Source organism: Kitasatospora sp. NPDC001159 (assembly GCF_053598235.1).
Genome location: NZ_JBSFJV010000066.1, coordinates 22,139 through 47,848 on the forward strand (window position 1 = coordinate 22,139; position 25,710 = coordinate 47,848).

The following is a 25,710-nucleotide window of genomic DNA, read 5'->3' on the forward strand; positions in this document are numbered from 1 at the left end:
GTGGACCCGTCCACCCGGAAACCCGTTTCGCCTCGGAAACCCTTTCAAGGAGCACCCGTGCCGACCGACCCCCGTTCCCACCTCGCCGGCGACGTCCTCGCCGTCGTCAGCCAGAGCGGACCGACCGTCTCCTTCTTCGACGCCGCCACCGACCGGCTCCTCGACACCCTCGAAGTCACTGCCCAGCCCCACGAGTTGTGCTTCGACCCGACCCAGCGCCTACTGTGGTGCACCTCCGCCTACCGCTCCGGCTACTACAACGCCCACGACGGCCACTGCACCGAACTGACCGTCATCGACGCCGACACCCGCCGGATCGTCGAGGTGATCGACCTCGCCCCCGAGCACGGCCCGCACGGCCTGGCCCTGGACACCGCCCGCCGCCGCCTCTACGTCAGCGTCGAGGCCTCGGCGGACCGCCCCGGCGGCGTCGTGGTCATCGACACCGCGACCCGCCGCCCGATCGGCCGGATCGACACCGACGCCCCCGGCCCGCACTGGTTCGCCATCGCGCCGGACGGCCGCACCGGCTTCGCCACCAACAAGGAGGCCCCGTTCGTCTCCGTCGTGGACCTCGACCGCGGCGTCCTGACCGCCAAGGTCGAGGTCCCCGGCAGCGAGGGCCTCGCCGTCGCCCCCGACGGCACCCTCGCCTACGTCGCCGCCCCCTACCTCGGCTTCGCCGGGAAGCCCGACTCCACCCCCGGCATCCGCGTCATCGACGCCCGTTCAGCGACGGTGATCGCCACCCTCCCGACCGAGAACGCCGTGCTCCCGGTCCATCTGACCGCCACCGGAAAGCTCCTGGCCGGCGAGATCCGCTCCGTCCCCGACCCGACCTCCCCCCTCGGCCACCAGGCGCCCGGCCGCCTCACCGTCTTCTCCGCCGACACCCACCGGCACCTCGGCTCCGTCGAGATCGGCCTCTTCCCCCTCACCATCGCCTCCTCCCCCGACGGCCGCCTCGCCTACGTCTCCAGCGTCGTATCCTCCACCGTCGACATCATCGACCTCGACACCCTCACCCCCGTCTCCCGCCTCACCCTCCCCAAACTCGCCGAACCCGGTGCCCACGGCCTCGCCTACCTCCCCCGTTCGGCCTGACACCCGCGGCCTGACACACCATCGGACTCCGGGCGCGGCCCGCGCCCGGAGTCTTGCCGCCACCCGAGTCGGGGCGCATCCTGAGTCCCACCCGTCGTTCCGGGGGAGACACGATGAAACGCAGCTTCGGTGCACTCTGTTCGACGGCAGCGCTGGTAACGGCCCTGGCTGCGGCCGCCGCGTGCGAACCGATCCCCACCCCCGGCCCGATCCGCCACCCGGTCCTTCTCCCCGAACCAGCCCCGCCGTCCGCGCAGTGGATCGTGGACCTCGTCGGCTCGCTCAACACACCACCCCAGTGCCCGAAACCGACACTGCCGACCCTGGTGGTCCTCGACACCGACGGCCGGTACCGGGCGATGGCGTTCTGGCTGGTGGACAACTTCGACGTCTGCTACGCCATCGTCAACCACAACGGCGAGGCGCCCACGACCATCTGGTTCACCGCCATCGAGGACCTCATCCCGCGCACCCCCATGCCGACCGACACCACGGCAGGCGTGGACGCCTACGCCTTCACGGCCTACCGCGGCCAGGTGGACGACATCACGGTCTCCGGCGACACCGGCCACATCGTCAGCCCCGTCCACCGCCGCACCATCGACCTCGGTGCCCGCGACCTCGGCGGCGGCAATCTCGTCACCTTCGCCGAATACCACTACCGGATCCCCCCGACCGGCAAGCCCCTCTCGATCGCCCTCTGCACCCCGACCGGCACCTGCCGCGACGCCCACTGACTTACCCTGAGAAATGGCCCCCCAGGGGGTGGACACGCTCGTCAGCGGGCATGGCACGGTCGTGGCAACGAGCCCGCCGAGCGTGAGAGGGTGACGCGCATGAAGCCCATCAACTTTGTTCTCAATGTCATCTGGCTGCTTTTCTGCGGCATTTGGATGGCGATTGGCTACGCGATCGCCGGAATCATCTGCTGCGTGCTGATCGTGACCATTCCGTTCGGGATCGCGTCGTTCCGGATCGCCGGCTTCATACTGTGGCCGTTCGGGCGGACCACCGTCGAACGCCGGGACGCCGGGGCCGCTTCCTGCATCGGCAACGTGATCTGGTTCGTCTTCGCCGGATGGTGGCTGGCCATCGCGCACCTGGCCACCAGCATCCCGCTGTTCCTGTCGATCATCGGGATCCCCTTCGGGTGGGCCAACCTCAAGATGATCCCGATCTCACTGATGCCGCTCGGCCGCGAGATCGTCTCCACCGACCAGGAGTGGGGCACCTACTAGCCACCGCGAACACCGGTGGCCGACGAGGGCAGTAGTCCTCGTCGACCGTCGGTGCTTGCACTGACCTGCTCCATGCTGAACGTCCGAACGCGATTCCGTTCGGCACTGCCGCGTTCCGGACCGCCGGGTTCATGCTGTGGCCGTTCGGGCACTACAGACGTCAGAGGCCGAGGACGCGCACGGCCATCTCGCGCATCTCGACCTTGCGGATCTTACCGGTGACGGTCATCGGGAACTCCTCGACCACGTGCACGTAGCGCGGGATCTTGAAGTGGGCGAGCCGTCCGGTGCAGTAGTCCCGCACGGCCTCGGCGGTGAGCGGCCCGGCGCCCTCCCGCATCCGGATCCAGGCCATCAGCTCCTCGCCGTACGTGGTGTCGGGGACGCCGATCACCTGGACGTCGAGGATGTCCGGGTGGGTGTGGAGGAACTCCTCGATCTCGCGCGGGTAGAGGTTCTCCCCACCGCGGATCACCATGTCCTTGATCCGCCCGGTGATCGCCAGGTAGCCGTCCCGGTCCATCACGGCGAGGTCGCCGGTGTGCATCCAGCGGGCCGCGTCGACGGCCTCGGCGGTGCGCTCGGGCTCGTTCCAGTAGCCGAGCATGACGGAGTAGCCGCGGGTGCACAGTTCGCCGGGTTCGCCGCGCGGGACGGTACGGCCGGTTGCCGGGTCGACCACCTTGACCTCCAGGTGCGGGCCGACCCGGCCGACCGTGGAGACCCGGCGCTCGACCGAGTCGTCGGTGCGGGTCTGGGTGGAGACCGGCGAGGTTTCCGTCATGCCGTAGCAGATGGAGACCTCGGCCATGCCCATCCGGTCGATGACCTCCTTCATCACCTCGGTCGGACAGGGCGAGCCGGCCATGATGCCGGTGCGCAGGCCGCTGAGGTCGTAGCTGGCGAAGTCCGGGTCGGCGAGTTCGGCGATGAACATGGTCGGCACGCCGTACAGGGAGGTGCAGCGCTCGGCGGCGACGGCGGCCAGGGTGGCGCCGGGCTCGAAGGAGGGGGCCGGGATGACCATGCAGGCGCCGTGGGAGGTGGCGGCGAGGTTGCCCATCACCATGCCGAAGCAGTGGTAGAAAGGCACCGGGATGCAGATCCGCTCCTGCTCCGTGTAGTTGAGCAGCTCGCCGACGAAGTAGCCGTTGTTGAGGATGTTGTGGTGGGAGAGGGTCGCACCCTTGGGGAAGCCGGTGGTCCCCGAGGTGTACTGGATGTTGATCGGGTCGTCGGGGGCCAACTCGGCTTGGCGTTCAACGAGTAGGGCCGGGTCGGCCTCCCGGCCGGCCGCCAGCAGCGCGTCCCAGGCGGGGCTGCCGAGCAGCACCACCCGCTCCAAGTCGCGGCAGTGCGGCCGGACTTCCTCGATCAACGCGGCGTAGTCCGAGGTCTTGAAGCGCTCGGCCGCGACCAGCAGCCGGATCCCGGCCTGGTTCAGCACGTACTCCAACTCGTGCGAGCGGTAAGCCGGGTTGACGGTGACCAGGATCGCGCCGAGCTTGGCGGTGGCGTACTGGGTGAGCGTCCACTCGGCGCAGTTGGGGGCCCAGATGCCGACCCGGTCACCCTTGGCGATCCCGAGCTCCAGCAGGCCGAGCGCCAACGCGTCGACGTCGGCGGAGAGTTGGGCGTACGTCCAGCGACGGGCGGTGGGGCGGTCGACCAGGGCGTCACGCTCGGGGAAGGCGCGCACCGCGCGGTCGAGGTTCTCCCCGATGGTGTCGCCGAGCAGCGGGACGTCGGAGGTGCCGGAGGCGTAGCTGCGCGGGGCGGGCGTGGTCGGCACGGGCTGGCTCCTGGGTGCGGCGGTGCGGGACGGGGACCATGGTCGCCGGTCCCGGGCCGGCACCGCCACCCCCGAACGGGGGTGCGGACACGGCGCCGGGGCCGCCCGTCGGGTTCGACGGACGGCCCCGGCGCTGCTGTCACCCGTTGAAGCAGAAGGTCCCGACGGCCGGGTTGAAGATCCCGCTCGGGCTGAAAGTGTTGCCGCAGACGTTGGACTCGAAGTTGATCGGGAACTGGATCAGGTTGCCGGAGAAGAAACCGGGCGAGCCGATGGCCTGGCCGGTCGCGGTCGCATCGCCGGCGGCGGCGGTGCCGGCACCGGCCAGGACGGCGACAGCGGCGAGCGCGGTGGCGGCGAGGGTGGTGCGAATACGCATTGCGTCACTCCTTGTGAGGGTGGCGAAAGTCCGTGTGACGATCACACGCGTCGCCGATCTCACGTGATCCTGGGCCCGGAACTCCGGGATTACTCACTCCGAGGGCGTGTCACCCTCCTGTTCCGGCGGGACGGCACCCGGAAAGCCCGCCACGCTCAGTGATTCCAGCAGCTCCCGAGCCGGTTCCAGCCCGGGCTCGGCCTCCAGGGCCCGGTGCAGCAGCCCGAGCGCGAGCTCCTCGTCCCCGGCCGCCAGGGCCTCCAACGCCCGGTTGTAATCGATCCGACCGGCGTAACGCAGCCGGAACAGCACGCTCAGGTCCTCCCGGCAGGACGGGCAGCCCAGCGACTGCCGGTCCGCCGGGACCCTGCAGAGCGGGCACAGGACCTCGGGAAGGCTCACGGTGCTCATCGCGGACCGGCCTCCTCCGGGCGGACCGGGCCGAGCGACTCGGCGGCCGGCTCGCTGCCGAGCTCCCGCTCCGCCTGCGCGTACAGCGCCAGCAGGTTCGACATGTGGGTGTTGACCGCCTCCATGTTGGGCGCCTCCACCGCCTCGTCCAGCCCGCGCAGCTCCGCCATGATCCGCTGCGCCAGGGCCGGCGAGACCATGTTCTGGTTGACGTAGACGTTGCACATGGTGAGCATCCGGAAGGTGTGCCCGAGCGAGTCGCACAGGTCGTCCGCCTTCTGGGCCGCGCGCATCGCGCCCTCCCAGTCGGCGGCCTCGCGGCGCAGCCGCAGCTCGGCGGCCACCGAGCGCAGCCGGTCCAGGTCGCTCGGGTCCAGGTGCTTCTCGCAGTAGTGGATGAACAGGCTCAGGTACGCCTCCGAGCCGCGCACCCAGCGCTGGGCCTTGAGCTGGCGCTGTGCCCGTTCCAGTGCCTCGTCCACCGACTGGCCACGGGTCTGCCCGGCCGCCAGGTCGTCCAGGGTGTCCATCAGCCGCTGCGCCTCGCGCTTCTCGGCCTCGGTGAGCTCGCCGCCCCAGCGGTCGGTGAAGGTCTCGATCTGCCGCTGCTGCTCTTCTACCTGCACCTTCAGCTCGGGGTCCAGGGTGACCCGCTCCAGCTTCACGGTCTTCTCGCCGCCTCCCTGGATCCGCACCGACAGGGTGATGGTGCGGTCCCGGTCCAGGCCGAAGGAGACCTCCACCGGGGTACGGCCGCCGAGCCCCTCGGGCAGCCGCAGGGTGAGGTGGCCGATCAGCTCGTTCTGCTGGGCGATCTCGTGCTCGCCCTCGTAGACCGCGACCTCCAGCCGCTGGCGGCCGCTGCCGGAGACCACGAACTCGCGACTGACCGGCGAACTGGTCGGGTAGCTGGTGTTCTTGGGGATGATGACGGCGAGGCGGCCATCGTTGAGCTCGATGCCGAGGTTCTTCGGGGTGATGTCGAAGGGGTTGGTGACCTGCATCAACTCGCCACAACTGGTGCAGACTTCACTGCCGGGCGGGTTGACCGCACTGCAGGAGGCGCAGCGCAAGCCGACGTCCTCGGCAGCGGTGGAGGCCACCCTGGTCCGGCCGGGCGCGGCCGAGTTGAGCGGCTCGCCGCACAGCTCGCAGGCGGTCACACCGGGCGCCGAAGGAGTCCCACAGCGCGGGCAGTTGTCGCTGCGCACCACGGTGGCGGCCTGCGACTGCTTCGGGATGGTCGCCCCCGAGACGGCCGAACCAGCCATGTCCTGGCCGCACTTGGGGCAGGCGGCGGCCTCGGTGTCCACCGGGATGTGGCAGGTCGGGCAGGAGACCCGGTCACCGCCGAGCAGGGAGGTGGCACAGTTGGCGCAGTTGGAGGCGGACAGGTCGCCGGGGGCCCGGCACTCGGGGCACTCCACCTCGCCGACCAGGGCGGACTGCACGGCCGCGCCGAGCGCCACGCACTGCATCGGGTTGACGCCGCGCTTGATCCGGCGGGTGCCGAACACCTCGCCGAGCCGCCGGACGACCAGCGGGATCGAGGTCGAGCCGCCGACCAGCACCACCTCGTCGATGTCCCCGACGGTCAGGTTGGCCTGCATGATGGCCTTGTGGGTCAGCTCGATGGTCCGCTCGATCTGGGCCTCGATCAGCTCCTCGAAGCGGGCGCGCTCGAACTCCGTCTCCAGCACCAGCTGTCCGGCGCCCAGGCCCGGCAGGATGACCTCGGAGGACTCCTGGTTGGACAGCTCGATCTTGACGGCCTCCGCCGTGGAGGCGATCTTCGGGCGGTCGCGCAGGTCGGGCTGGTAGTCCGAGCCGTACTCCTCGCGGATGTCCTCCAGCAGCGCGGTGGTGATCGCGCGGTCGAAGTCGTCGCCGCCGAGCAGGTTGTCGCCCTCGATGCCGAGCACCGAGACCGAGCCGGGCACCAGCAGCAGGATGGAGATGTCGAAGGTCCCGCCGCCGAGGTCGTAGACCAGGACCGTCCGGCCCTCGTCGCCGGCGTCGGTGGAGTGCCCGTACGCGAGCGAGGCGGCGGTCGGCTCGTTGATGATCCGCAGCACGTGCAGGCCGGCCATCCGGCCCGCCTCCTGGGTGGCCGCGACCTGCCGCTCGCCGAAGTACGCGGGGACGGTGATGACGGCCCGGTGGAGCGGCTCGCCGAGGCGTTGCTCGGCGTCCTCCTTGAGCCGGTGCAGGATGATCGCGGAGATCTCGATCGGGGTGTAGGAGCGGCCGTTGAACCAGACGTTGACGTCTCCGTCGGTGCCTGCGGTGACCTTGTAGTCGACCTCCTTGAGGGCCGCCTGCACCTGCGGGTCCTTGAACTTGCGGCCCATGAAGCGCTTGACCGAGCGGATCACGTTGGCGCCGTCGATGGCGATCCGGCTGCGCGCGGTGGAGCCCACCAGCAGCTCGCCCTTGCGCCCGCTGCCGACCACGGAGGGCGTGGCCTCCTGGTTCTGCCGGTTGAAGATGATCTCCGGCTCGCCCCGGCGCAGGTGGGCCACCACGGAGTTGGTGGTGCCCAGGTCGATGCCGAGTGTGCGGTACATGTCGTTCCCCTCTTGCCCCTCGTGGTCCTGGCTACTTCTTGCGCTTGCCGCGCTTGCCCTGCTTGCCCGCGGCCCTGGCGTGCCGACGGACCCGGGGCGGCACCGGCCTGGCCGAGGCTTCGACGGGCGGGGCGGCCCCTGGTTCGACGGCGGGGGACGTGGCGACCGACGGCTCGACGACGTCGGCCTCGACGAGCGACGGCTCGGTCGTCTGCGGCTCCGCCGACTCGTCGGGCTCCACCGACCCGTCGGGCTCCACGGACTCATCGGGCTTGAGCTCCGCGATCCGCGGGTCCGCCGCAGGCGACAGCGCCGCCTCCGGTGCGGCGACCACCACTTGGGCCCGCCGCAGCACCTCCTGCTCCCAGAAGAACCCGGTCACCACCGTCTGCAGCACCGTCTCCGGCGCCACTCCCGGCCGCACCTCGGTGCCGACGATCTCGGTCAGCGCCGGGTCCGCCGCCAGCCCCTCCAGCCGCATCGGCCGCACCCCGGCCTTGGCGAGCCGGCCGAGCAGCCGTCGGCGGGTGGCCTCCAGGCCGGCGCCACGCCCGAGTGCCACCAGCTCGCGGTCCAGGCCGAGGGCGGCGAGCGCGTCGTCCACCTCGACCAGGACGCCCAGCAGTTCGCGCTGCTCGGCCCGGGCGGTCTGCTTCTGATCAGTCAGCTTGTTCCCCAACAGTGAGGAACGGAAAAGCAGTTGGCTGAACTTGGCATCGAGGTCGACGGACTCGACGCCGGGCGGGACCTCCAGCCGCTGGTAACCGTCGAGCCGGGATGCGGTCGATGCGTCGGTCATCAGAACCCCCCTTCACAAATTGACGAATTATCATGTAATGCGTGACGATCACCCACTGTGCAGTGCGTGTGGCACCGCGAGTGGGCGTGCGACTGCGGAGCGGTCCACGACCGGGACGTGAACGCGGCACGCAACATCCTGGCCGCCGGACTGGCGGTTGCAGCCTGTGGAGACGGTGTAAGACCTCAACGGAGCACTCCGGGCGGGCGGGCGTCGGTGAAGCAGGAAGTCGTCCCACCGCAGCGCACACGCGCAGCGGCTCAGTCGCGAGGCTGAGGGGAATCCCGTCCCACGGGAGGAGGAGCGAGTCAATCGGGGACCTCTATCTGCGGCAGCACGGACAGGTCTGCCGCGTAGCGGGCGGGGACGGGCGGTTCCGGATCGGCCCCGCCGGGCGCGGGCTCGGCGAAGTCGGCGGCCAACTCGGCGCGGTGCAGGGCCAGCAGGGCGGGGGCGGGCGGCAGCGGCGGGCGCTCGATCACCAGTAGCGGTTCGGCGAGCGCGGGTGCGAGCAACTCGGCGGCCTGGTCGACCGGCTCGGGCGGAAGCGGCTGCTGGAGGTCCACCTCCAGCCGGCGGTCCGGGTTGCGCAGCAGCGCGGCGGCGTCCTGGATCTGCTGGCGGGTGAACCGGCCCTCCTTCAGCGCCTTCCCGACCGAGAGGTTGATCTCGCGCACCCCGGCCGTGAGCGGGATGCCCAGGACCTCGTACGGCGACGGTTCGTGCAGTGGCATGGCGGGTGGTCTCTCTCCTCACAGGCTCGGGACGATCAACGGACGACGGGTCACAGACGGCCGGGCGTACGGTCTGCGACGACGGCAACTGCTGTGCGGTTGCCGGTCAGCGGAGCATGTTGATGCGCACCGCCAGGGCGCGCAGCTCGTGGTCGTCCGGGTTGTGTTCGACGGCCTGGCGGACCAGCTGCCGGGCCTCCCGGTACTGGCGCGCGTTGGCCCGGGCGACGGCGTAGGAGCTGTAGACGACGCCGAGTTCGCTGTGCAGCTTTGCGCTGTCCTCCGGGGTGCGGGACAGCCCGAGCGCCTCCTCCAGCAGCCGGATCGCCTCGCTGTAACGGCGGCGCTCGTAGTGGCCGATCGCCTCGCCGCGCCAGACGCTGACCATCAGGCGGCGGATGTCCGCCGAGTCGTCGTAGGAGTGGGCCTTCTGCAGCATCGCGGCCTGGTCGGTGAAGGGGCTGTCCTGCATGTTGTCGATGACGTGGTTGGCGAGCAGCACCGCGACCCGGCGCGGAGCCTCGTGGGTGACGTCGCCGTCCCACTCCGGGTCGGCTCGCAGTGCCTCGGCCATCAGCTCGACGGCAGAGGCGCGGTCGTCGGCGAAGGCGGCCGAGCGCGAGAGCTGGCGCATGACGAAGGCGAGGCCGAGCCGGTGCTCCGGGTCGGGGCTGAGGTCGATCAGCCGGTCCCACATTTCGGCGGCCTCCATCAGCTCCTCGTCGGAGGCGTCGGGGCGGCTGAGCTGGCCGGCCCGGTTGCCGAGGGCGGCCTGCAGGAAGTGCTTGGCGGTCGGGTCGCCGGGGACGAGGTCGAGGCTCTTCTGCAGCAGCGCGAGGGCGCGCGGGTAGTCCTTCTCCTCGTTGTTGATCTTGCGGGCCCACTGGGCGTAGGTGGCGCCGAGGTCGCCGCGCACCTCGCGGTCGTCCGGGGCCAGCGCGAATGCCTTCTCCAGCAGCGCGGCGGCTGCCGCCTGGTCGTCGTCACTGCTCTTGAGCAGGGCGCGGGCGGCCCGGACGCCGGACTCGGCGGCGATCCTGGCGGCGTCGGGCGGCAGCTCGGTTCCGGGGACGGTCCGGGCGCGGGTGAGGCAGTCCAGGGCCTCGCGCCAGTCCTGGTTGCGGTGGTGCTCGCGGGCCTGGCTCACCAGGGACTCGCCGAGCAGCGCCTGCCAGCCCTCGCCGCGCTCGTTCTCGGCGACCGCGTCCAGGGCGGCGACGGCGGCGGCCTGGCGGCCCTGGAGACTCAGGTAGCGCTGCGGGCCGAGCTCGCCGAACAGGCCGAGGGCCCGGGTGAGCGCGGGGGCGTCGGGCCCGGCGGGGCGCCGCCAGTCCCGTACGGCCTGCTCGAAGGCGGCGGCCCAGGCGACGAGTTCGGTCTCCGCGCGGAGCAGCCGGTCGAGGGTTGGGCCGACGGCGAGGCGGCGGGCGGGGCGGCCGGGCAGGGTGATCCGGACGTCCTCCCGCTCGAAGGCGCCGGCGGCATGGGTCTCCATGCCCAGGCGCAGGGTCCAGGCGGCGACCTCGTCGCCGGTGCGTCCGGCGGCCCGGTCGAGGGCGCGCAGGTCCTCCCGGAGGCGGTCGGTGAGGGCGGTCCGGGCGGCGGCAGTCCGCTGCGGCTCGGCCTGGCGGCCGGTGATCCGGGCGGACTCGGCCCACAGCTCGCTCTGGTGCAGGGCGGCGACCAGGCAGCCGAGCGTCCAGGCCCAGACGTCCTGGTCGTCAGCGGTTACGGCCAGCCGGTAGCCGGAGAGACCGAGGGCGTGCAGCAGCCGGGGGTGGGCCGGGTCCTTGAGCAGCAGCGCACGGTAGGCCAGGTAGGCCTCGCGGTGGCGGCCCTCGACGGCGTGCTGGTGGGCCTCGTGCTCGCCGAGCAGGACCAGCGCACCGGCCGCGTGCGGGTGGCCGGGGGCGAGGGTGAGGGCCCGGCGCAGGTCGCCGGCGGCCCGTCCGGGCTGCTCGGCGGCGAGCGCGGCGCCAGCCCGGCGGACCAGGACGGCGGCCCGGGCGGCGCCGGCGTCCTCCGGCAGGTCGGCCAACGCCTCGTCGAGGCGGCCGAGTTCGGCGCGCAGCAGGGCGAGGTCGAGGCGCAGCGGCGCGGTGGCGGCGCTGTCGCCGAGCGCCTCGGCCCAGGCGGCGAGGACGGGTTCGGCCTGTTCGGGGGTGCCGGCCCGGCGGGCGCAGTCCAGGACGGCGCGCAGGGCGGGGCCGGTGCAGCGGACGCAGCGCGGGGAGGTGGCCCCGGCGGGGGCGTGCAGGTGGGCGGCGCAGGTCTCGCGGCCGCAGCCGCCGCAGGCTCCGGTGGCGGGGCGGGCGCAGACGGCGCAGTCGCCGGTGGGCTGCGCCGGAGCCGTCGTGGGAGCGGTCAGGAAGTGGCGGTACCAGTCCAGCGCGGTCGCCCAGTTGCCGGCCCGTTCGGCGAGCACCGCGCGCAGCCGGGCGAGCGCCGGGTCGCCGGCCGGGTCGGGGTCGAGCGGGGCGAGCAGGGCGATGGTCGGGACCGGACGGCCCGCCAGCAACGAGACGGCCGCCAGGTGGTAGCGGTCGCGCAGCCCGGCGTCGGCGTCCAGCAGGGCGGTGACCCGCTCGGGCGCGCCCTCGGCCAGCGCGAGGGCGGCGCGCAGCCGGGACTGCCGGTGGGTGAGGGCGCCCGGCAGGGTGTCGGCCAGGGCGAGCGCGGCGGCGGCCCGTTGCCGGGCCTCGGGGCGGTCACGGCCGGTGACCAGCAGGTGGGCGGCCTCGCGCAGGGCAGCCTCGCGCAGCGCGGACCGGTAGCCGGGGGCGGCGGGGTGTTCGGCGGCGGCCCGCTGCCACAGTTCGCGGGCGGCGACCGGGTCGGCGGCCAGCCGGGTGCGGGCGAGCCGGTCACGGGCCAGGGCCTGGCGTTCGCGCAGCTCGGGGTCGTCCAGCTGCTCCCAGCGGGCGAGGGCGCCGGCCTGGTCGTCGGTGCGGGCGAGGGCCAGGCCGAGGTGGAAGGCGGCGATCCGGCCCCAGCGGGAGTCCGGTTCGGTGTCGGCCTCGGCGCGCAAGATCGGCTCGGCCTCGGCGGCCTGCCCGGCGGCGACCAGGGCGGCGCCGAGCCTGACCCGGGCGGCGCGCCAGTCGGGGGCCTGATCGAGGCCGGCCCGGTAGTCGGCGGCGGCCTCGGCGGGGCGCTGGGCCCGTTCGTGGACCAGGGCGAGGCCGAACCGGGCCGGGGCGAAGGAGGGTTGGACGGTCAGGGCGGCGGTGAACTGCTCCCGGGCCTGGTCGTCGGCGCCGAGCAGCAGGGCGAGTCGGCCGAGGGCGTAGCGCGGGCGGGGGTCGTCCGGGGTCTCCCCGGCGGCGGCCGCGAGGTCGGCCCAGGCGGCGTCGGTGGCGCCGAGCCGCTGGCGGGCCAGGCCGCGGAAGAGCAGGCTGTCGGTGCGCAGCGCCGGGCCGCGCCCCCAGGGGGAGGGCTCGCCGGGGCCGCGGCGCAGTGCCTCGGCGAAGGCGGCGACGGCGGGTTCGTCCCGGTGCAGGGTGAACAGCTGGGCGCCCCAGCGGAACCAGAGTTCGCCGCTGCCGCCGGGGGCAGCGGCGGCGAGCAGGGGTTCGGTCTCGGCGGCCCGGCCGGTGGCGCGCAGCAGGGCGGCCCGGGCGAGCACCGGCCAGTCCCGGCCGGGCAGGGCGGCCAGGGCACGGGCGGTGGCGTGGTCGCGCTGGTCGGCGCTGCCCTCGCGGCAGAGCTGTTGCAGCCAGCGCTGGGTGCGGGCGGCGGCCTCGGCCTCCTCGCCGGGGTCGGCGCCCGCGGCGGTGGCCTGGAGGAAGGCGAGCAGCGGCCCGAGGTCGCCGTCGCGGGCCTGCATCCGTTCCTCGGCGAGGCGGCGCAGGCTCCAGCGGGGCAGTTGCCGGGCCGGGTCGGTGAGCAGCGGGAACGCCTCGCGGTGGAGGGCGAGGGTGGCCTGTTGGTCGCCGGTGGGGATGGTGGCCTCGGCCTGGCCGAGCAGGGCGAGCCCGCGCTGGGCGCTCAGTTCCTCGGGCCCGGTGGCGAGTTGGCGGGCCAGCCGGGCGTAGCGACGGCGGGCCCGGGGGGCCTTGCCGGCGGCGAGTTGTTCGGCGGCGGTGGCGAGGGCCTTGGCAACGCCCGTGGCGTCCAGGGTGGTTCGCCTGCGTGCCAGTACGACGGCCGCACCCCCGGCCAGTGCCACCACGATCAGCAGCACCGTGATCAGCAGCATGCACCGTCCCCCTGTTGTTCAACGGCCGTCCACGCCATGATCAACAATCCCCGCACGACCATGAGTTGACGTTGTTTCGTGATGTTGCTCGGGCGCCCATCAGAATAGGCCCTCCTCCGGGCGGACGAACAGGAACCCGGACTATCCTGGGCAGCGCATCAGCAGCGGTGAGAAGCGTCGGGGGTCGCGTGTCCGAGTCTCGTTGGGTGCCCGGCCTCCGGTTCGGGCCCGAGTTCGACCCCGAGCAGTACGAACTCCTGGAGTTCCACCACCGGGGCGGCGAGGCCGAGGTGTGGCGTGCGGTGCGCACCGGACACAACGGCATCAGGGAACTGGTCGCCGCGAAGATCATGCTGGAGCGCGACCCCTCCGAGGTGCGGCGCTGGCTGGGGCGTTGGGACGACGTCTCGCACAACGCCCACCGGCTCGGCGTCACCGACCTGGTGGTGCCCAGCTTCCTGCTCGGCCCCTCCCCGCACCGGCCCGGCGCGGTGCCCTCCGGCGGGCTGTTGGGCTATCAGATCTCGCCCTGGGTCGACGGCGTGCCGCTGCACACCTGGGCGCGCGGCCAGCGCGGCGGCCCGTCGGCGGTGGCCGAGGTGCTGGCGCGGCTGTGCCGGATCGTCGACGAGCTGCACCGCAAGCGCTGGGTGCACCGGGACATCTCCCCCGCCAACGTGCTGGTGGACTCCCAGGGCCAGGTCAAACTGATCGACCTGACCTTCCTCGCCCCGCTCGACCACACCCTGACCGTCGCGGTGTTCACCCCCGGGCACGTCCCGCCGGAGGCCGAGCAGGTCGGCGGCTTTCCCACCACCGCCAAGGACCTCTTCGCGGTCGGCACCCTGGCCCGCACCCTGCTGCTGCCCGACCACGGCCGGCTCGACCACCGGCTCGCCGCCGAGCAGGCTCGCGCCGAACTGCTGGCGGCCGGCTACGGCGAGGAGTTGGCCCGCTGGGCCTGCGAGCCCCTGGCCCGCGACCCCGACCGCCGCCCCGCCCCGCTCGGCCCCTGGGTCTCCCGCGGCCGCGAACTCCTGCGCGCCCACCGCCCGGTGGCGCGCACCGCGGGCCTGGCCGTCCTGCCCGACCGGGCCGGCCGGCCGCTGGTGGTCACCGGCGGCGCCGACGGCACCGCGCTGGCCGGGCCGGGCCGCACCGGCCAGCGGCTGCCCGCCGGCCAGGGCCCCGGATCGGTACGGGACTTGAGGGCCGGCTGGGCCGGACGCCAGGGCGAGCTGGTGGTCTGCGCCGAGGACCGGACCGGCGCCCTCTGGGTCGGCACCGCGACCGGCTGGTGGGAGGCGGCGCGCGGGGTCAGCGGACTGGCCGGGGCGGTCAACTCGGCCGGCGAGCTGACGGTGTGGACCGCGACCGGCGGCGCGCTGCGCTCCTACCGCTGGGCCCCCGGCCTCACCCTCACCGGTCAGGAGCACCCCGGCTGCCCCGCCGACCGGGTGCTCGCCGCCGAGGAGGAACGCCCCGGCGCGTGGCTGGTCCTGGTCGAGCACCGCGAGCGGGTGCTCAGCTGGCGGCCCGGCTCCGTCCAGCCGCCCGTCCCGCTCGGCCCGCCGGGCGCCCTGCGCGCCGGGGCGCTGGCCCGTACCTCCGCCGGACCGCAGGCGGCCACCCTGCGGGCGGACGGCTCCGTCCAGTTGCACACCCTCGGCGCGGCAACCGCGCCGACGGCCGCTCCCGCGACCGCGCCCACGGAGATCGGCGACGGAGCCCACCCTCGGCATCGCCATGGCCGGCCACCGCGGCGGGCCCACCATCGCCCTGGCCGGCGCGGGCGGCGTACGGCTGCGGCTGCCGGCCGGCGGGGCCTCGCGGCGGCCGCGCTGGTGGCGGCCGACGCTGCGCCCGGCCACCCGGGTCGCACTCACCGTGGGCGACGACTGGCGGCTCTGCCTGGCGGCCGTGGTGGAGGGCGAGTTGCAGGTGTGGCAGGAGGACGCGGCCTACCGCTGGCAGGCGGTGGAGCTGCCGGAGGAGCCGTGATCCGCGAGAACGGGTGCCGGGCCGTGGTCTTCGGCACCGGCCGGCACTCGTAGCCGTTGGGGATCCCGATCAGGCCTCCGCCAGCACGTGTACGGGCCCGGCGGCGCTCACGTACGCCTCGCCCCCCACCGGCCACGGGCGGTCCGCCGAGGCGACCAGCAGGTCGGGCAACCCGGCGGCCTCGGGGCGGAGTTCGACGCGGTGGTCGTGGCCCCGGAAGTCGCTGCCGAGGACCTTCGCCGGGACGGCGCCCGCCACCGGCTCGGCGGTGAGCCGGAGTTGGCCCGGGCGCAGCAGCGCCAGGCCGCTGCGCGGCGCCGGGTCGGAGGCGGTCAGCGGGAGCGCGCCGAAGGGGGTGCGGGCCTCGTCTCCCCTGATCTCGGCCGGGATCAGGTTCGCCTCGCCCAGCACCCGGGCGACGGCGGTGTCCGCCGGGCGGTGGTACAGCTCGTCCGGACTGCCGGACTGGGCGATCCTGCCGTCGCGCAGCACGGCGATGGTGTCGGCGAAGGAGAGCGCCTCGTCCTGGTCGTGGGTGACCAGGACCGCCGTGGTGCCGGACTGCCGCAGGGTGGCGGCGACCTCGCGGCGCAGTTCGGCGCGCAGGGCGGCGTCCAGCGCGGCGAACGGCTCGTCCAGCAGCAGCAGGCGCGGCCGGGGCGCCAACGCCCGCGCCAGGGCGACGCGTTGCTGCTGGCCGCCGGAGAGCTGGTGCGGGCGGCGCTCCCCCAGGCCGGGCAGGCCGACCAGGTCCAGCAGTTCGCCGACCCGGGCGCGACGCTGCGAACGCGGCAGGCCGAATCCGATGTTGGCGGCGACGCTCAGGTGCGGGAAGAGCGCGCCGTCCTGCGGGACGAGGCCGATGCCGCGGTGTTCGGCGGCGAGCCGGCTGCGGCCGTCGTCCAGGACACGGTCGTGCAGCACGACCTGCCCGGCGGCGGCCGGGTGGAAGCCGGCCAGCACCCGCAGCAGGGTGGACTTGCCGCAGCCGGAGGGGCCGAGGACGCAGGCGAGGGCGCCGTCCGGCACCGTGAGGTCGATGCCGTGCAGGACCGGGCTGCGCCCGTGCGCGGCGTGCAGGTCGACGACGGACAGTCCGGTCACTGGTTCTCCCCAGGACGGCCGAGGGTACGGCGGGTCAGCAGCAGGACGGAGGGGACGGACAGCGCGACCATCAGGGCCGCGTACGGCGCCGCGGCCCCGTAGGCGAGGCCGCTGGTGTAGACCCAGAACTGGGTGGCCAGGGTCTGGGTGCCGGTCGGGCGCAGCAGCAGGGTGGCGGTCAGCTCGGTGGAGGCGGTGAGGCCGACCATGGCGACGGCGGCGCCGAGGCCGGGCAGGACCAGCGGCAGGGTGATCCGGCCGAGCACCGCGAGCGGCCGGGTGCCGAGGGACCGGGCGGCCTCCTCGACGCCGGGCGGGACCTGCGCGAGGGCGGCGCGTACGGCCGTCAACGCCAGCGGGAAGAACAGCAGGACGTACCCGAGGATCAGCATCGGCGGCTGCTGGTACAGGGGCTGGGCCCAGCGGACCGCGAAGTAGACCACCGAGAGCGCCACCGCGATGCCGGGCAGCGCCCGGGTGAGGTAGGCGACCCGCTCGACCGCGCGGGCCGGCCGGGTGCCGCGCCGCCAGCCGTACAGTGCGACCGGGACGGCGGCGGCGGTGGCGGCGAGGGCCGCGCCGAGCGCGTACCCGAGGGTGGCCAGGGTGGCGCCGAGGACGGAGGCCGAGGGCAGGGTGGTGGAGCTGCCCTTGATCAGCCAGTACGCCAGCGCGTACAGCGGCACCCCGAGCGAGACGCCGACCAGCGCGGCCAGCGCGCCGAGCGCCGGGGCGGTCCAGCCGCCGAGGCGGACCGGCGGGGCGGGGCGGGCGAGGGCGCCGTGCCGGGTGACCCGGGCCCGGCGGCCGGCCCAGGCCTCCAGGCCGACCAGCAGCAGGGCCAGCGCGACCAGCACCAGGGTGAGCAGGGAGGCCGAGGCCGCGTCGAAGCCCAGCTTGTACTGGGTGAACACGGCGGTGGCAAAGGTGGTGTAGCGCAGCATCGCGAAGGCGCCGTACTCGCCGAGCAGGTAGAGCGAGACGAGTAGGACGCCGCCGGCCAGCGCGGGCCGGGTGAGCGGGAGGGTGACCCGCCACAGGGTGGCGAGGCGGCCGCGGCCGAGCGAGCGGGAGACCTCCTCGGCGGCGGCGTCGCCGTGCCGCAGGGCGGCCGCGACCGGCAGGAAGACCAGCGGGTAGAGGGAGCAGGTCATCACCAGTACCGCGCCCCAGTAGCCGTGGACGGAGCGGAACAGCGAGACCCAGGAGTAGCCGCGGACGAACTCCGGTACGGCCAGCGGCAGGGCGAGCGCGACGGTCCAGGCGCGGCGCCCGGGCAGGTCGGTGCGTTCGACCAGGTAGGCGGCGCCGAAGCCGAGGACGGCGGTGGCGAGGGTGACGGCGGCGGTCAGGCCGAGGGTGTGCCCGAGCAGGGTGGCGATCAGCGGGCGGCCGAGCAGCCGCCGGGTCTGGTCCCAACCGGCCTGCGCGGCCTGGGCGATGACGAAGCCGAGCGGCGAGGCGACCACCGCGACGACGGCGACGGCGACGGGGGCGAGCAGGCCGGTGGCCCGCCCGCGCCACCGCCGCCCGGCAACGGGGATCGTCACTGGAGCAGACCGGCGTCCTGCAGCAGGGCCAGGGCCTGCTTGCCGTCGCCGAGCTGGGCCGGGTCGGCGACGGTGCCGATGCCGTCCAGGGCGGGCAGTTCGGGCTTGCCCTTCACGCCGTCGACCAGCGGGTACTCGTAGCTCGCGGAGTTCGCGATGACGGTCTGGGCCGGGGCGGAGGCGAGGTAGCCGAGGAAGGCCTGGGCGGCGGCCTGGTGCTTGCCGTGCTTGAGGACGGCGGCGCCGGAGACGTCGACCAGCGAGCCCGGGTCGCCCTTGGGGAAGTAGTGCAGGGTCGCGTGGGTCTCGGCGGCGCCCTTCTCGTCGCGCATCCGGTAGAAGTAGTAGTGGTCGATGACGCCGCCCTCGACCTCGCCGCTGTTGATCGCGGCGGAGAGGTTCTCGTTGCTGTCGTAGACCTTGGCGTTGTCCTTGAGCCCCTTGAGCCACTGCTTGGCCGCGTCCTCGCCCTTGGCCTTGAGGACCTGGGTGACGACCGGGGCGAAGTCGGTCTCGCTGGGGGCGATGCCGAGGCGCCCCTTCCACTCGGGCTTGGCCAGGTCGAGCACGGAGGCGGGCGGCGCGGTGTCGGCGCCCTTGCCGGTGCCGGCCAGGAAGGCGGAGGTGCGGGCGGAGATGCCGACCCAGTCGCCCTTGCCGGAGCTGTCGGCGGCCGGCACGGACTTGAGGGTGTCGGGGGCGACCTTGGCGAGCAGGCCCTTGTCGCCGAGGACGGTGAGCGCGGGCGGGTTCTCGGCGTAGAAGACGTCGGCCGGGGAGGCGTCACCCTCCTGGAGGATCTGGTTGGCCAGCTCGGCCTCGTCGCCGGAGCGCAACTCGACCTTGATGCCGGTGCGCTTGGTGAAGTCCTCGGTGAGCGCCTTGACGGTCTGCTCGTGCTGGCCGCTGTAGAGGGTGATGGTCTGGCCGGCCAGGGCGGCACCGGAGGGCGCGGGCGCGCCGCTGTCCCCACCGGAGCCACCGGAGCTGCCGCAGGCGGTGAGCGCGAGGGCGCAGGCGGCGACGAGGGACAGGCCCACGAGGGGCCGGACGGTTCCGGGCATGGTGAGGGTCCTCCGAGGAAGCGGGTACGGCCGTACGGGCCTGCGGCAGCCGCAGGGCACCGACCTGGCGACACGAGAATCTAGGCCAGGAAAGGCTTGCCTAACAAGTGGCGGAGCGTCACATCTCGGTCCGGTTGCGATGAGGTAGGACTTCGGTGAGTGCTATCTCAAGTCCACGCAAAAAGCCCTTCAAGTACAGGTCAGAACGGACATGTCCGGACGAGACGGATTCCGGCGGTCGATCTGGGCTGGCGATCCGGGATGGCGATCTTCACTACGGTGCGTGACAGCGATCGGCCGTACCAGGAGGGCCCGGACCTGCCGAGGCCCGGAACCGGGCAGCGGTTCCGGGGCCTCGGGGCCTTGGCGGAAGGGGCTCAGCGGAAGGGGCTCAGCGGAAGCGGCGCAGCCGGAGGCTGTTGCCGACCACGAAGACCGAGGAGAAGGCCATCGCGGCCCCCGCGATCATCGGGTTGAGCATCCCGGCCGCCGCCAGTGGCAAGGCGGCGACGTTGTAGCCGAACGCCCAGAACAGGTTGCCCCTGATGGTGCCCAGGGTCTTGCGAGAGAGCCGGATGGCGTCCGCCGCGGCCAGCAGGTCACCGCGGACCAGGGTGAGGTCGCCCGCCTCGATGGCGGCGTCGGTGCCGGTGCCCATCGCCAGGCCCAGGTCGGCCTGGGCGAGCGCGGCCGCGTCGTTGACGCCGTCGCCGACCATCGCCACGACCTTGCCCTCGGCCTGCAGCCGCTTGACGGTGTCCACCTTGTCCTGCGGCATGACCTCGGCGATCACGTGCTCCGGCTTGATGCCGACCTCGACGGCGACCGCCTCGGCGACCAGCCTGTTGTCACCGGTCAGCAGCACCGGGGTCAGACCCAGGGCGCGCAGCTCGGCGATGGCCTCGGCACTGGTCGGCTTGACCGCGTCCGCCACCTCCAGCACCGCCCGGGCCTCGCCGTCCCAGCCGACCGCGATCGCGGTGCGGCCGGCGGACTCGGCCTTGCGCTTGGCCTCGACGAGGGCCTCCGGCAGGTACTGCGACCACTCGTTGAGCAGCGCCTCCCGGCCGGCCACCACCGCGTGGCCGTCCACCACACCCTGGACGCCCAGGCCCGGCACGTTCTCGAAGCCCTCGACGGCGGGGAGTTCGCCGGCCTTGGCGGCAGCGGTGGCGATCGCCCGGGCGATCGGATGCTCGGAGGCGTGCTCCAGGGCGCCGGCCAGGCGCAGCGCCTCGGCCTCGGTGACGTCCTCGACGGTGTGGACGGCGAGCAGGGTCATCTGGCCGGTGGTGACGGTGCCGGTCTTGTCCAGGACGATGGTGTCGACCTTGCGGGTGGACTCCAGGACTTCCGGGCCCTTGATCAGCACGCCCAGCTGGGCGCCGCGGCCGGTGCCGACCAGCAGCGCGGTCGGGGTGGCCAGGCCCAGGGCGCACGGGCAGGCGATGATCAGCACGGCGACGGCGGCGGTGAAGGCGGCGGTCCAGCCCTCGCCGGTGCCCAGCCAGTAGCCGAGGGTGGCCACCGCGAGGGTGATCACGATCGGCACGAAGACCGCGGAGATCCGGTCCGCGAGGCGCTGCGCGGCGGCCTTGCCGTTTTGCGCGTCCTCGACCAGCTTGGCCATCCGGGCGAGCTGGGTGTCCGCCCCGACCCGGGTCGCCTCGACGACCAGCCGGCCGCCCGCGTTGACGGTGGCGCCGGTGACGAAGTCGGCGACCCCGACCTCGACCGGCACCGACTCACCGGTCAGCATCGAGGCGTCCACCGCCGAGGCGCCCTCGACCACCGTGCCGTCGGTGGCGATCTTCTCGCCCGGCCGCACCACGAACCGGTCACCCACCGCCAGCTCGGCGATCGGGATCCGCACCTCGGCGCCGCCGCGCAGCACCGTCACGTCCTTGGCGCCCAGTTCCAGCAGTGCCTTGAGGGCAGCTCCGGCGGTGCGCTTGGAGCGGGCCTCGAAGTAGCGCCCGGCCAGGATGAAGGCGGTGACGCCGGCCGCCGCCTCCAGGTAGATGTTGGACGCGCCGTCGCTGCGGGCGATGGTGAACTCGAAACCGTGCCGCATGCCCGGCATGCCGGCGTCGCCGAAGAACAGCGCCCACAGCGACCACAGGAACGCGGCGCCGGTGCCCAGCGAGACCAGGGTGTCCATCGTCGCGGCGCCGTGCCGGGCGTTGGTGAACGCGGCCTTGTGGAACGGCCAGGCGGCGTAGGTGACGACCGGGGCGGCGAGGGTCAGCGAGAGCCATTGCCAGTTGTCGAACTGCAGCGCCGGCACCATCGCCATCGCGATCACGGGGACGGCCAGGGCCAGCGCAGTGACCAGCCGCTGGCGCAGCGGGGCCAGCTCGTCGGCCGGCTCGGCCGGCTCCGCGCCCTGGCCGCCTGCGGCGGCCAGGGGCTTGGGCAGGGCGGCGGTGTAGCCGGTGGCCTCGACGGTGGCGATCAGCTCGGCCACCTCCACCTCGCCCTCGATGGTGACCTTCGCCTTCTCGGTGGCGTAGTTGACGCTGGCCGAGACGCCGTCCATCCGGTTGAGCTTCTTCTCGATGCGGGCCGCGCACGAGGCGCACGTCATTCCGCCGATCGAGAGTTCCACCTCCGTGGAGGCGGGGGCCTGCGTGGTCATCGTTGCTCCTCGTGACAGTCGGTACTTCGAGGTACGTGCACGGCCGGGCCCTCATACCCTGGAGGGGTATCGGGCGATGCCGGGTTCATTTATACCCCTGGGGGGTACGCAGAGCAAGGCCCTGATCTATACCCCCAGTGGGTAACTTTGGGCGGCGATCCGCTTGACTTGATACCCCCATGGGGTATTCACTCATCGAGCCGGGGCCCGCGCCGCCCCGCCGACCACTCACTCCCCGCTCCGCCCGCACTCCCCGCCGGAATCCTGAGGAGGGCCGCATGGCCGGCTACAGCACCGAGAAGGACCAGCTCCTGCGCAGACTGCGCCGCGTCGAGGGCCAGATCCGCGGCCTCCAGCGCATGGTCGACACCGGCACCTACTGCATCGACACGCTGACCCAGGTCTCCGCCGCCACCAAGGCCCTCCAGTCGGTGGCCCTGCAGCTGCTCGACGCCCACCTCGCCCACTGCGTCCAGGACGCCATCGCGGGCGGCGGCGCCGAGGCCGACGCCAAGGTCGCCGAGGCCTCGCAGGCCATCGCCCGGCTCATGCGGGCCTGAGGCCGCTCCCCTTCTTCGCACGTCCTTCTGAGGAGAACCCCGTCATGAACACCGCGCTGCGCAGCACCGCCTTCACCGCCGGCCTCGCCGCCGCCTTCGGCCTCGCCCTCGGCGTCGGCCACGCCACCGGCAGCGACCCCGCCGCCAAGCCCGCCGCCGCGCACGCGGGGCACAACGCCACCGCCCCTGCGGGCGAGCACGCCGGGCACGGTGACGGGGGCAGCGCGGCCGCAGAACACCTGCCCGGCGGACTCCAGATCTCCGAGCGCGGCTACACCCTGAGCGTCGACAACCCCTTCGTCACCGCCGGCTCCCCCACCGACCTGCGGTTCCGCATCCTCAGCGCGGACGGCAAGCCGGTCACCGCCTACCAGCAACAGCACGAGAAGGAACTCCACCTGATCGTCGCCCCGCGCGACCTCTCCACCTTCCAGCACCTGCACCCGACCCTCGCCGCCGACGGCACCTGGAGCGCCCCCACCGCCGTACCCGCCGCCGGCGAGTACCGGGTCTTCGCTGACTTCACCCCGGCCGGCGCGAGCGAGGGCCTCACTCTCGGCGCCGACCTCCACGCCGCGGGCGACCTGCGCCCCGCCCCGCTCCCCGAGACCGGACGGACCGTCACCGTCGACGGCTACACCGTCACCCTCGGCGGCGACCTCACCCCCGGCCGCAGCAACCACCTCACCCTGAACGTCAGCAAGGACGGCAGCCCCGTCACCGACCTCCAGCCCTACCTGGGTTCCTACGGCCACCTGGTCGCCCTGCGCGCCGGCGACCTCGCCTACCTCCACGTCCACCCGGACACCACCACCCCGGGCCCCGAGATCGGCTTCACCACCACCGCGCCGAGCGGCGGCAGCTACCGGCTCTTCCTGGACTTCAAGCACCAGGACACCGTCCACACCGCCGCCTTCACCGTCACCACGGACGGCACCGCCCCAGCCGCCCCGGCCACCCAGGAACCGGCCGCCGACCACCAGCACTGAGCAGCCCCCGCACGAGAAGTGCCGGGCGATCCCTCCCACGGGATCGCCCGGCACTTTCGCAGTCTCCGGAGCCGGTGCGCGCGGACGGCATCCAGCCGTCGGGCAGCGGGGTCCGAACGCGCGCAGCGCGCCCCGCCACCAGCCAGGCCCCGAGCCCTCGCCCGGTCGCGTCCCCGTCGGCACCCGGCGGCCGGCTCGCGCCCGGGGAAGGGCATGTTCCGTCACAGAGGTCTCACATCCAGATGGAGAACGCGTCTCACAACGCAGGTCGGCGCCTTGGGACGCGCCTCCGAAGCTGATGGAGCATCAGATCGCTTCCCGGGGGTTCGGCGGATTGCGGCACAGTTCTGCTGCGGCTCGGTGATCACGAGCCGCCACCCGGAACCGCTCCCTGGAAGGAACATTCCGGGAGCCTCAAGTCGCGTATCGCCAAGGCCGCCACCGCGACGGCCGTCGCCGGCGCCGCCCTCCTCACCCTGGCCGGGCTCGGAGTCGGCACCGCCACCACCGCGTCCGCCACCACCCCTCCCGCGTGCAGCTGGTACGGCTTCCACAGCGACAACGAGCCGGAGGTGAGCTACGGCGACAGCGGCGCGGAGATCAAGACGCTGCAGTGCGAGCTCAACTACAGCGTGCGCGCGCTGGTCTGCAGGTGGACGGGATCTTCGGCGACCAGACCCTCTCCATCGTGAAGAAGTTCCAGGGGTGCGCCGGTCTCCAGGTCGACGGCATCGTCGGCCCGAAGACCTGGGCCGCGCTGGACAGCCAGAGCGACATCGACACCGAGGCGAACTACCTCTGCTGATCCGGCCCGACCGAGTACTCAGTGCGCCAGACCGAGATCCGCATCACCTGCCTCGACGAGTCCGCCGCTCCGATCCTGGCCCGCACACGTACGGAGCTGGCCGGAACACCGGGCATTGACATCATCGACGATCCCAACCGGGTGACCGGACGCGGCTACTGCACCGACCTGTGCTACAAAATCTACGCAACCATCCACGGTCAGCAACTGGAGATCGCGGACGGCGGGTTTGTCGACTGGACCCAGCGCCTCACCGGAAGCCACAAAGAACGCCTCCTGATCAGCGGATTCGGCGTTGACCGACTCGCCACAAGCGGCGTCGCCTGCCACTCAGGCACGGCGAGCTCCGCCAGGCGGGCGTTGTAAGGGACGACGATCGGCCCTTCCGGCTCGCTCGCCGCCTGCGCCTTGCGCAGCTCGGCGATCTCCTGCTCGTCCTGCGTGGTACGCGGCCGGTCGCCGTGACCGGGCGCGTCGATGACGGCGACGTGGAACCGCAGCCGGTGAGAAGGTGGGCCCGGCCCGCCATCGCCGGATGCTTCTTGTGGGCGCCGCCGCCGTGGCCCATCAGGACCAGGGGCGCGCGATCGGCGCCGGAGGCCGGCGACCAGAGAACTCCGGGGACGTCGCCCACGGTGAAGTCGCGTTCGAGCATGCCGTTCGACGACGGCTCGGCGGTGAATTGCAGAGAATGCATGGGTGTTGCCTTTCGGGAGTGCCTTGTTGTCGAGGCGCTCCCGGCGACACCTACGTCAATCGCCGGCCGTGACGAAAAGGGGGAGCACCCACGTCGATACAGCGTTCATGGGTCTCACCTCCTCGGGCGGTGTCACGGTCATCTGCAAGCTGCAAGCCGGAGCGTCATCCCGTCCAATCCTTTTCCCAGCCACGTGACCACGACTCCAAGCGAGCCCGTGTGGGCGAGTAGCAGCGTGATCGGGACGAGCGCGAGAAGTCGGCCAGGCCGACTTCTCGCGCAACTCTCATCAGTGGTGGCCGTGGTGGTCGTGGCCCGCGTGCGGGTCACCGTGTCCTGCATGCCCGCCCGAGTCCGGGCCGCCGCCCATCATCCGTAGCATCGCGGCGCCGCCGGTGCGGAAGAAGCGGGTGAACAGGGCCGCTGCCAGGAGCAGGAAGGCGATGTTGAGCCAGGTGGTGTAGTTCCACTCCACCCCCGCCATCGGGATCTCCGCCTCCCGCTGGTTGGGCACCAGCCCCAGCCCGCCGAACAGGAACTCGACCACGTACCCGGCGACCACCATCGCCGTGTAGAAGGTGCCGAGGAGGAAGAGGGTCATCCGGGGGCCGTAGTACTTCCGGTAGATGTTGAGGATCGGCAGGATCAGCAGGTCCGCGAAGATGAACGCGACCACGCCGCCGAAGCTGATGCCCCCCTTCCAAAGGACCACCGCCAGAGGCACGTTGCCGATCGAGCAGACGAAGGACGCGATGGCCACCAGCGGGCCGACCAGCGGGCCCCACAGCTTGCTTGCCAGGGGGTGGTCGACGAAGAAGAACGCCTGCCAGAAGGAGTCGGGGACCCAGGCGGCGATGGCGCCGGCGATGAGCAGACCGATCACCAGGTCCTTGAGGATGGCGGCCCACTCCATCACGAAGACGTGCGAGACCGAGGTGAGGCCGCGAGGGGAGAGCAGGCGGCGGGGGGGGGGGGGGGCCCCCCCCCCCCCCCCCCAAAAAAAAAAAAAAAAAAAAGAGGTGGTGGGGGAGGGTGGTTTTTTAATGGGGGAGATAAAAATGGTGGGGGGGGGGGAGAAAA

Annotated in this window: 19 protein-coding genes and 3 pseudogenes; 9 read left to right on the forward strand and 13 right to left on the reverse strand. The window is 72.9% G+C overall.

The genetic code is table 11. From position 1 onward, the window contains the following. Positions 1–57 precede the first annotated feature (57 nt). The 3 genes from ACWC9T_RS28245 (at position 58) to ACWC9T_RS28255 (ending at position 2,342) form a co-directional block, all read left to right on the forward strand. Entirely contained in the window at positions 58–1,104 is a 1,047-nt protein-coding gene (locus ACWC9T_RS28245; protein WP_449823869.1) for a YncE family protein, read from the forward strand. A gap of 113 nt (positions 1,105–1,217) precedes the next feature. Continuing rightward, positions 1,218–1,841 (forward strand): hypothetical protein, encoded by a 624-nt coding sequence (locus ACWC9T_RS28250; RefSeq protein ID WP_449823870.1) that lies wholly within the window; start codon positions 1,218–1,220, stop codon positions 1,839–1,841. A gap of 99 nt (positions 1,842–1,940) precedes the next feature. Next, the gene (locus ACWC9T_RS28255; protein WP_449823871.1) at positions 1,941–2,342 is read left to right on the forward strand and encodes a YccF domain-containing protein; all 402 of its coding nucleotides are present in this window, start codon (positions 1,941–1,943) and stop codon (positions 2,340–2,342) included. Positions 2,343–2,502: 160 nt separating this feature from the next. On the opposite strand, the gene ACWC9T_RS28260 is transcribed toward ACWC9T_RS28255, so the two are convergent. From ACWC9T_RS28260 to grpE, 5 genes are all read right to left on the reverse strand, one after another. Beyond that, positions 2,503–4,134 (reverse strand): AMP-binding protein, encoded by a 1,632-nt coding sequence (locus tag ACWC9T_RS28260; RefSeq protein WP_449823872.1) that lies wholly within the window; start codon positions 4,132–4,134, stop codon positions 2,503–2,505. Positions 4,135–4,273: 139 nt separating this feature from the next. Next, positions 4,274–4,513: a chaplin gene (locus ACWC9T_RS28265; protein ID WP_449823873.1), complete on the reverse strand. Its 240-nt coding sequence runs from the start codon at positions 4,511–4,513 to the stop codon at positions 4,274–4,276. A 93-nt stretch (positions 4,514–4,606) separates the two neighbouring features. Then, positions 4,607–4,924, reverse strand: coding sequence for a hypothetical protein (locus ACWC9T_RS28270; protein ID WP_449823874.1), 318 nt, complete (start codon positions 4,922–4,924; stop codon positions 4,607–4,609). Then, a complete protein-coding gene (locus ACWC9T_RS28275; RefSeq protein ID WP_449823875.1) occupies positions 4,921–7,491 on the reverse strand; it encodes an Hsp70 family protein in 2,571 nt (856 codons plus the stop codon). The genes ACWC9T_RS28270 and ACWC9T_RS28275 overlap by 4 nt, the downstream gene beginning before the upstream one ends. A 31-nt stretch (positions 7,492–7,522) precedes the next feature. Beyond that, positions 7,523–8,290, reverse strand: a complete 768-nt coding sequence (gene grpE, locus ACWC9T_RS28280; protein ID WP_449823876.1) for a nucleotide exchange factor GrpE — start codon at positions 8,288–8,290, stop codon at positions 7,523–7,525. Between the two features lie 75 nt (positions 8,291–8,365). Here grpE and ACWC9T_RS28285 point away from each other — a divergent pair. Then, a pseudogene (locus ACWC9T_RS28285) lies at positions 8,366–8,566 on the forward strand (zinc ribbon domain-containing protein); the annotation flags it as partial. 32 nt (positions 8,567–8,598) lie between these two features. Here the strand turns inward: ACWC9T_RS28285 and ACWC9T_RS28290 are convergent. Then, positions 8,599–9,024 (reverse strand): hypothetical protein, encoded by a 426-nt coding sequence (locus ACWC9T_RS28290; RefSeq protein ID WP_449823877.1) that lies wholly within the window; start codon positions 9,022–9,024, stop codon positions 8,599–8,601. 106 nt (positions 9,025–9,130) lie between these two features. After that, positions 9,131–13,222: a hypothetical protein gene (locus tag ACWC9T_RS28295; protein ID WP_449823878.1), complete on the reverse strand. Its 4,092-nt coding sequence runs from the start codon at positions 13,220–13,222 to the stop codon at positions 9,131–9,133. Between the two features lie 206 nt (positions 13,223–13,428). On the opposite strand from ACWC9T_RS28295, the gene ACWC9T_RS28300 reads away from it, so the two are divergent. After that, positions 13,429–15,276 carry a serine/threonine protein kinase gene (locus ACWC9T_RS28300; RefSeq protein WP_449823879.1) on the forward strand — a complete coding sequence of 616 codons (1,848 nt, stop codon included), beginning with the start codon at positions 13,429–13,431 and terminating at the stop codon, positions 15,274–15,276. A gap of 16 nt (positions 15,277–15,292) precedes the next feature. Here ACWC9T_RS28300 and ACWC9T_RS28305 read toward each other — a convergent pair whose 3' ends face one another. From ACWC9T_RS28305 to ACWC9T_RS28320, 4 genes are all read right to left on the reverse strand, one after another. Beyond that, complete coding sequence (locus ACWC9T_RS28305) at positions 15,293–16,327, reverse strand: ABC transporter ATP-binding protein (protein WP_449823880.1); 1,035 nt, start codon at positions 16,325–16,327, stop codon at positions 15,293–15,295. After that, positions 16,324–17,877 carry an ABC transporter permease gene (locus ACWC9T_RS28310; RefSeq protein WP_449823881.1) on the reverse strand — a complete coding sequence of 518 codons (1,554 nt, stop codon included), beginning with the start codon at positions 17,875–17,877 and terminating at the stop codon, positions 16,324–16,326. Before ACWC9T_RS28310 ends, ACWC9T_RS28305 begins: the two co-directional genes overlap by 4 nt. Further along, the gene (locus ACWC9T_RS28315) at positions 17,874–18,941 is read right to left on the reverse strand and encodes an iron ABC transporter substrate-binding protein (RefSeq protein ID WP_449823882.1); all 1,068 of its coding nucleotides are present in this window, start codon (positions 18,939–18,941) and stop codon (positions 17,874–17,876) included. Before ACWC9T_RS28315 ends, ACWC9T_RS28310 begins: the two co-directional genes overlap by 4 nt. 391 nt (positions 18,942–19,332) lie before the next feature. After that, complete coding sequence (locus ACWC9T_RS28320) at positions 19,333–21,579, reverse strand: heavy metal translocating P-type ATPase (RefSeq protein WP_449823883.1); 2,247 nt, start codon at positions 21,577–21,579, stop codon at positions 19,333–19,335. Positions 21,580–21,857: 278 nt separating this feature from the next. Here ACWC9T_RS28320 and ACWC9T_RS28325 point away from each other — a divergent pair, with 278 nt between their 5' ends. From ACWC9T_RS28325 to ACWC9T_RS28340, 4 genes are all read left to right on the forward strand, one after another. Next, on the forward strand, positions 21,858–22,139 hold the full coding sequence (locus ACWC9T_RS28325; RefSeq protein WP_449823884.1) for a metal-sensitive transcriptional regulator: 282 nt from the start codon (positions 21,858–21,860) through the stop codon (positions 22,137–22,139). 44 nt (positions 22,140–22,183) lie between these two features. After that, positions 22,184–23,128 carry a hypothetical protein gene (locus tag ACWC9T_RS28330; RefSeq protein WP_449823885.1) on the forward strand — a complete coding sequence of 315 codons (945 nt, stop codon included), beginning with the start codon at positions 22,184–22,186 and terminating at the stop codon, positions 23,126–23,128. A gap of 613 nt (positions 23,129–23,741) precedes the next feature. Further along, positions 23,742–23,933 (forward strand): peptidoglycan-binding domain-containing protein, encoded by a 192-nt coding sequence (locus ACWC9T_RS28335; protein WP_449823886.1) that lies wholly within the window; start codon positions 23,742–23,744, stop codon positions 23,931–23,933. A gap of 21 nt (positions 23,934–23,954) precedes the next feature. After that, on the forward strand, positions 23,955–24,299 hold the full coding sequence (locus ACWC9T_RS28340) for a hypothetical protein (protein WP_449823888.1): 345 nt from the start codon (positions 23,955–23,957) through the stop codon (positions 24,297–24,299). On the opposite strand, the pseudogene ACWC9T_RS28345 reads toward ACWC9T_RS28340, so the two are convergent. Together ACWC9T_RS28345 and ACWC9T_RS28350 are read right to left on the reverse strand one after the other, a co-directional pair. Beyond that, positions 24,254–24,630: pseudogene (locus ACWC9T_RS28345) on the reverse strand (alpha/beta hydrolase); the annotation flags it as partial. The gene ACWC9T_RS28340 and the pseudogene ACWC9T_RS28345 overlap by 46 nt on opposite strands. 289 nt (positions 24,631–24,919) lie before the next feature. Next, positions 24,920–25,594, reverse strand: a pseudogene (locus ACWC9T_RS28350) (permease); the annotation flags it as partial. Between the last annotated feature and the right edge of the window lie 116 nt (positions 25,595–25,710).

What these genes read in the sequence shown, in the direction of transcription:
- ACWC9T_RS28250 (WP_449823870.1), top strand. Translation starts at nt 1,218, where the DNA reads ATGAAACGCAGCTTCGGTGCACTCTGTTCGACGGCAGCGCTGGTAACG.
- ACWC9T_RS28255 (WP_449823871.1), top strand. Translation starts at nt 1,941, where the DNA reads ATGAAGCCCATCAACTTTGTTCTCAATGTCATCTGGCTGCTTTTCTGC.
- ACWC9T_RS28265 (WP_449823873.1), bottom strand. Translation starts at nt 4,513, where the DNA reads ATGCGTATTCGCACCACCCTCGCCGCCACCGCGCTCGCCGCTGTCGCC.
- ACWC9T_RS28270 (WP_449823874.1), bottom strand. Translation starts at nt 4,924, where the DNA reads ATGAGCACCGTGAGCCTTCCCGAGGTCCTGTGCCCGCTCTGCAGGGTC.
- ACWC9T_RS28275 (WP_449823875.1), bottom strand. Translation starts at nt 7,491, where the DNA reads ATGTACCGCACACTCGGCATCGACCTGGGCACCACCAACTCCGTGGTG.
- grpE (WP_449823876.1), bottom strand. Translation starts at nt 8,290, where the DNA reads ATGACCGACGCATCGACCGCATCCCGGCTCGACGGTTACCAGCGGCTG.
- ACWC9T_RS28290 (WP_449823877.1), bottom strand. Translation starts at nt 9,024, where the DNA reads ATGCCACTGCACGAACCGTCGCCGTACGAGGTCCTGGGCATCCCGCTC.
- ACWC9T_RS28295 (WP_449823878.1), bottom strand. Translation starts at nt 13,222, where the DNA reads ATGCTGCTGATCACGGTGCTGCTGATCGTGGTGGCACTGGCCGGGGGT.
- ACWC9T_RS28315 (WP_449823882.1), bottom strand. Translation starts at nt 18,941, where the DNA reads ATGCCCGGAACCGTCCGGCCCCTCGTGGGCCTGTCCCTCGTCGCCGCC.
- ACWC9T_RS28320 (WP_449823883.1), bottom strand. Translation starts at nt 21,579, where the DNA reads ATGACCACGCAGGCCCCCGCCTCCACGGAGGTGGAACTCTCGATCGGC.
- ACWC9T_RS28325 (WP_449823884.1), top strand. Translation starts at nt 21,858, where the DNA reads ATGGCCGGCTACAGCACCGAGAAGGACCAGCTCCTGCGCAGACTGCGC.
- ACWC9T_RS28330 (WP_449823885.1), top strand. Translation starts at nt 22,184, where the DNA reads ATGAACACCGCGCTGCGCAGCACCGCCTTCACCGCCGGCCTCGCCGCC.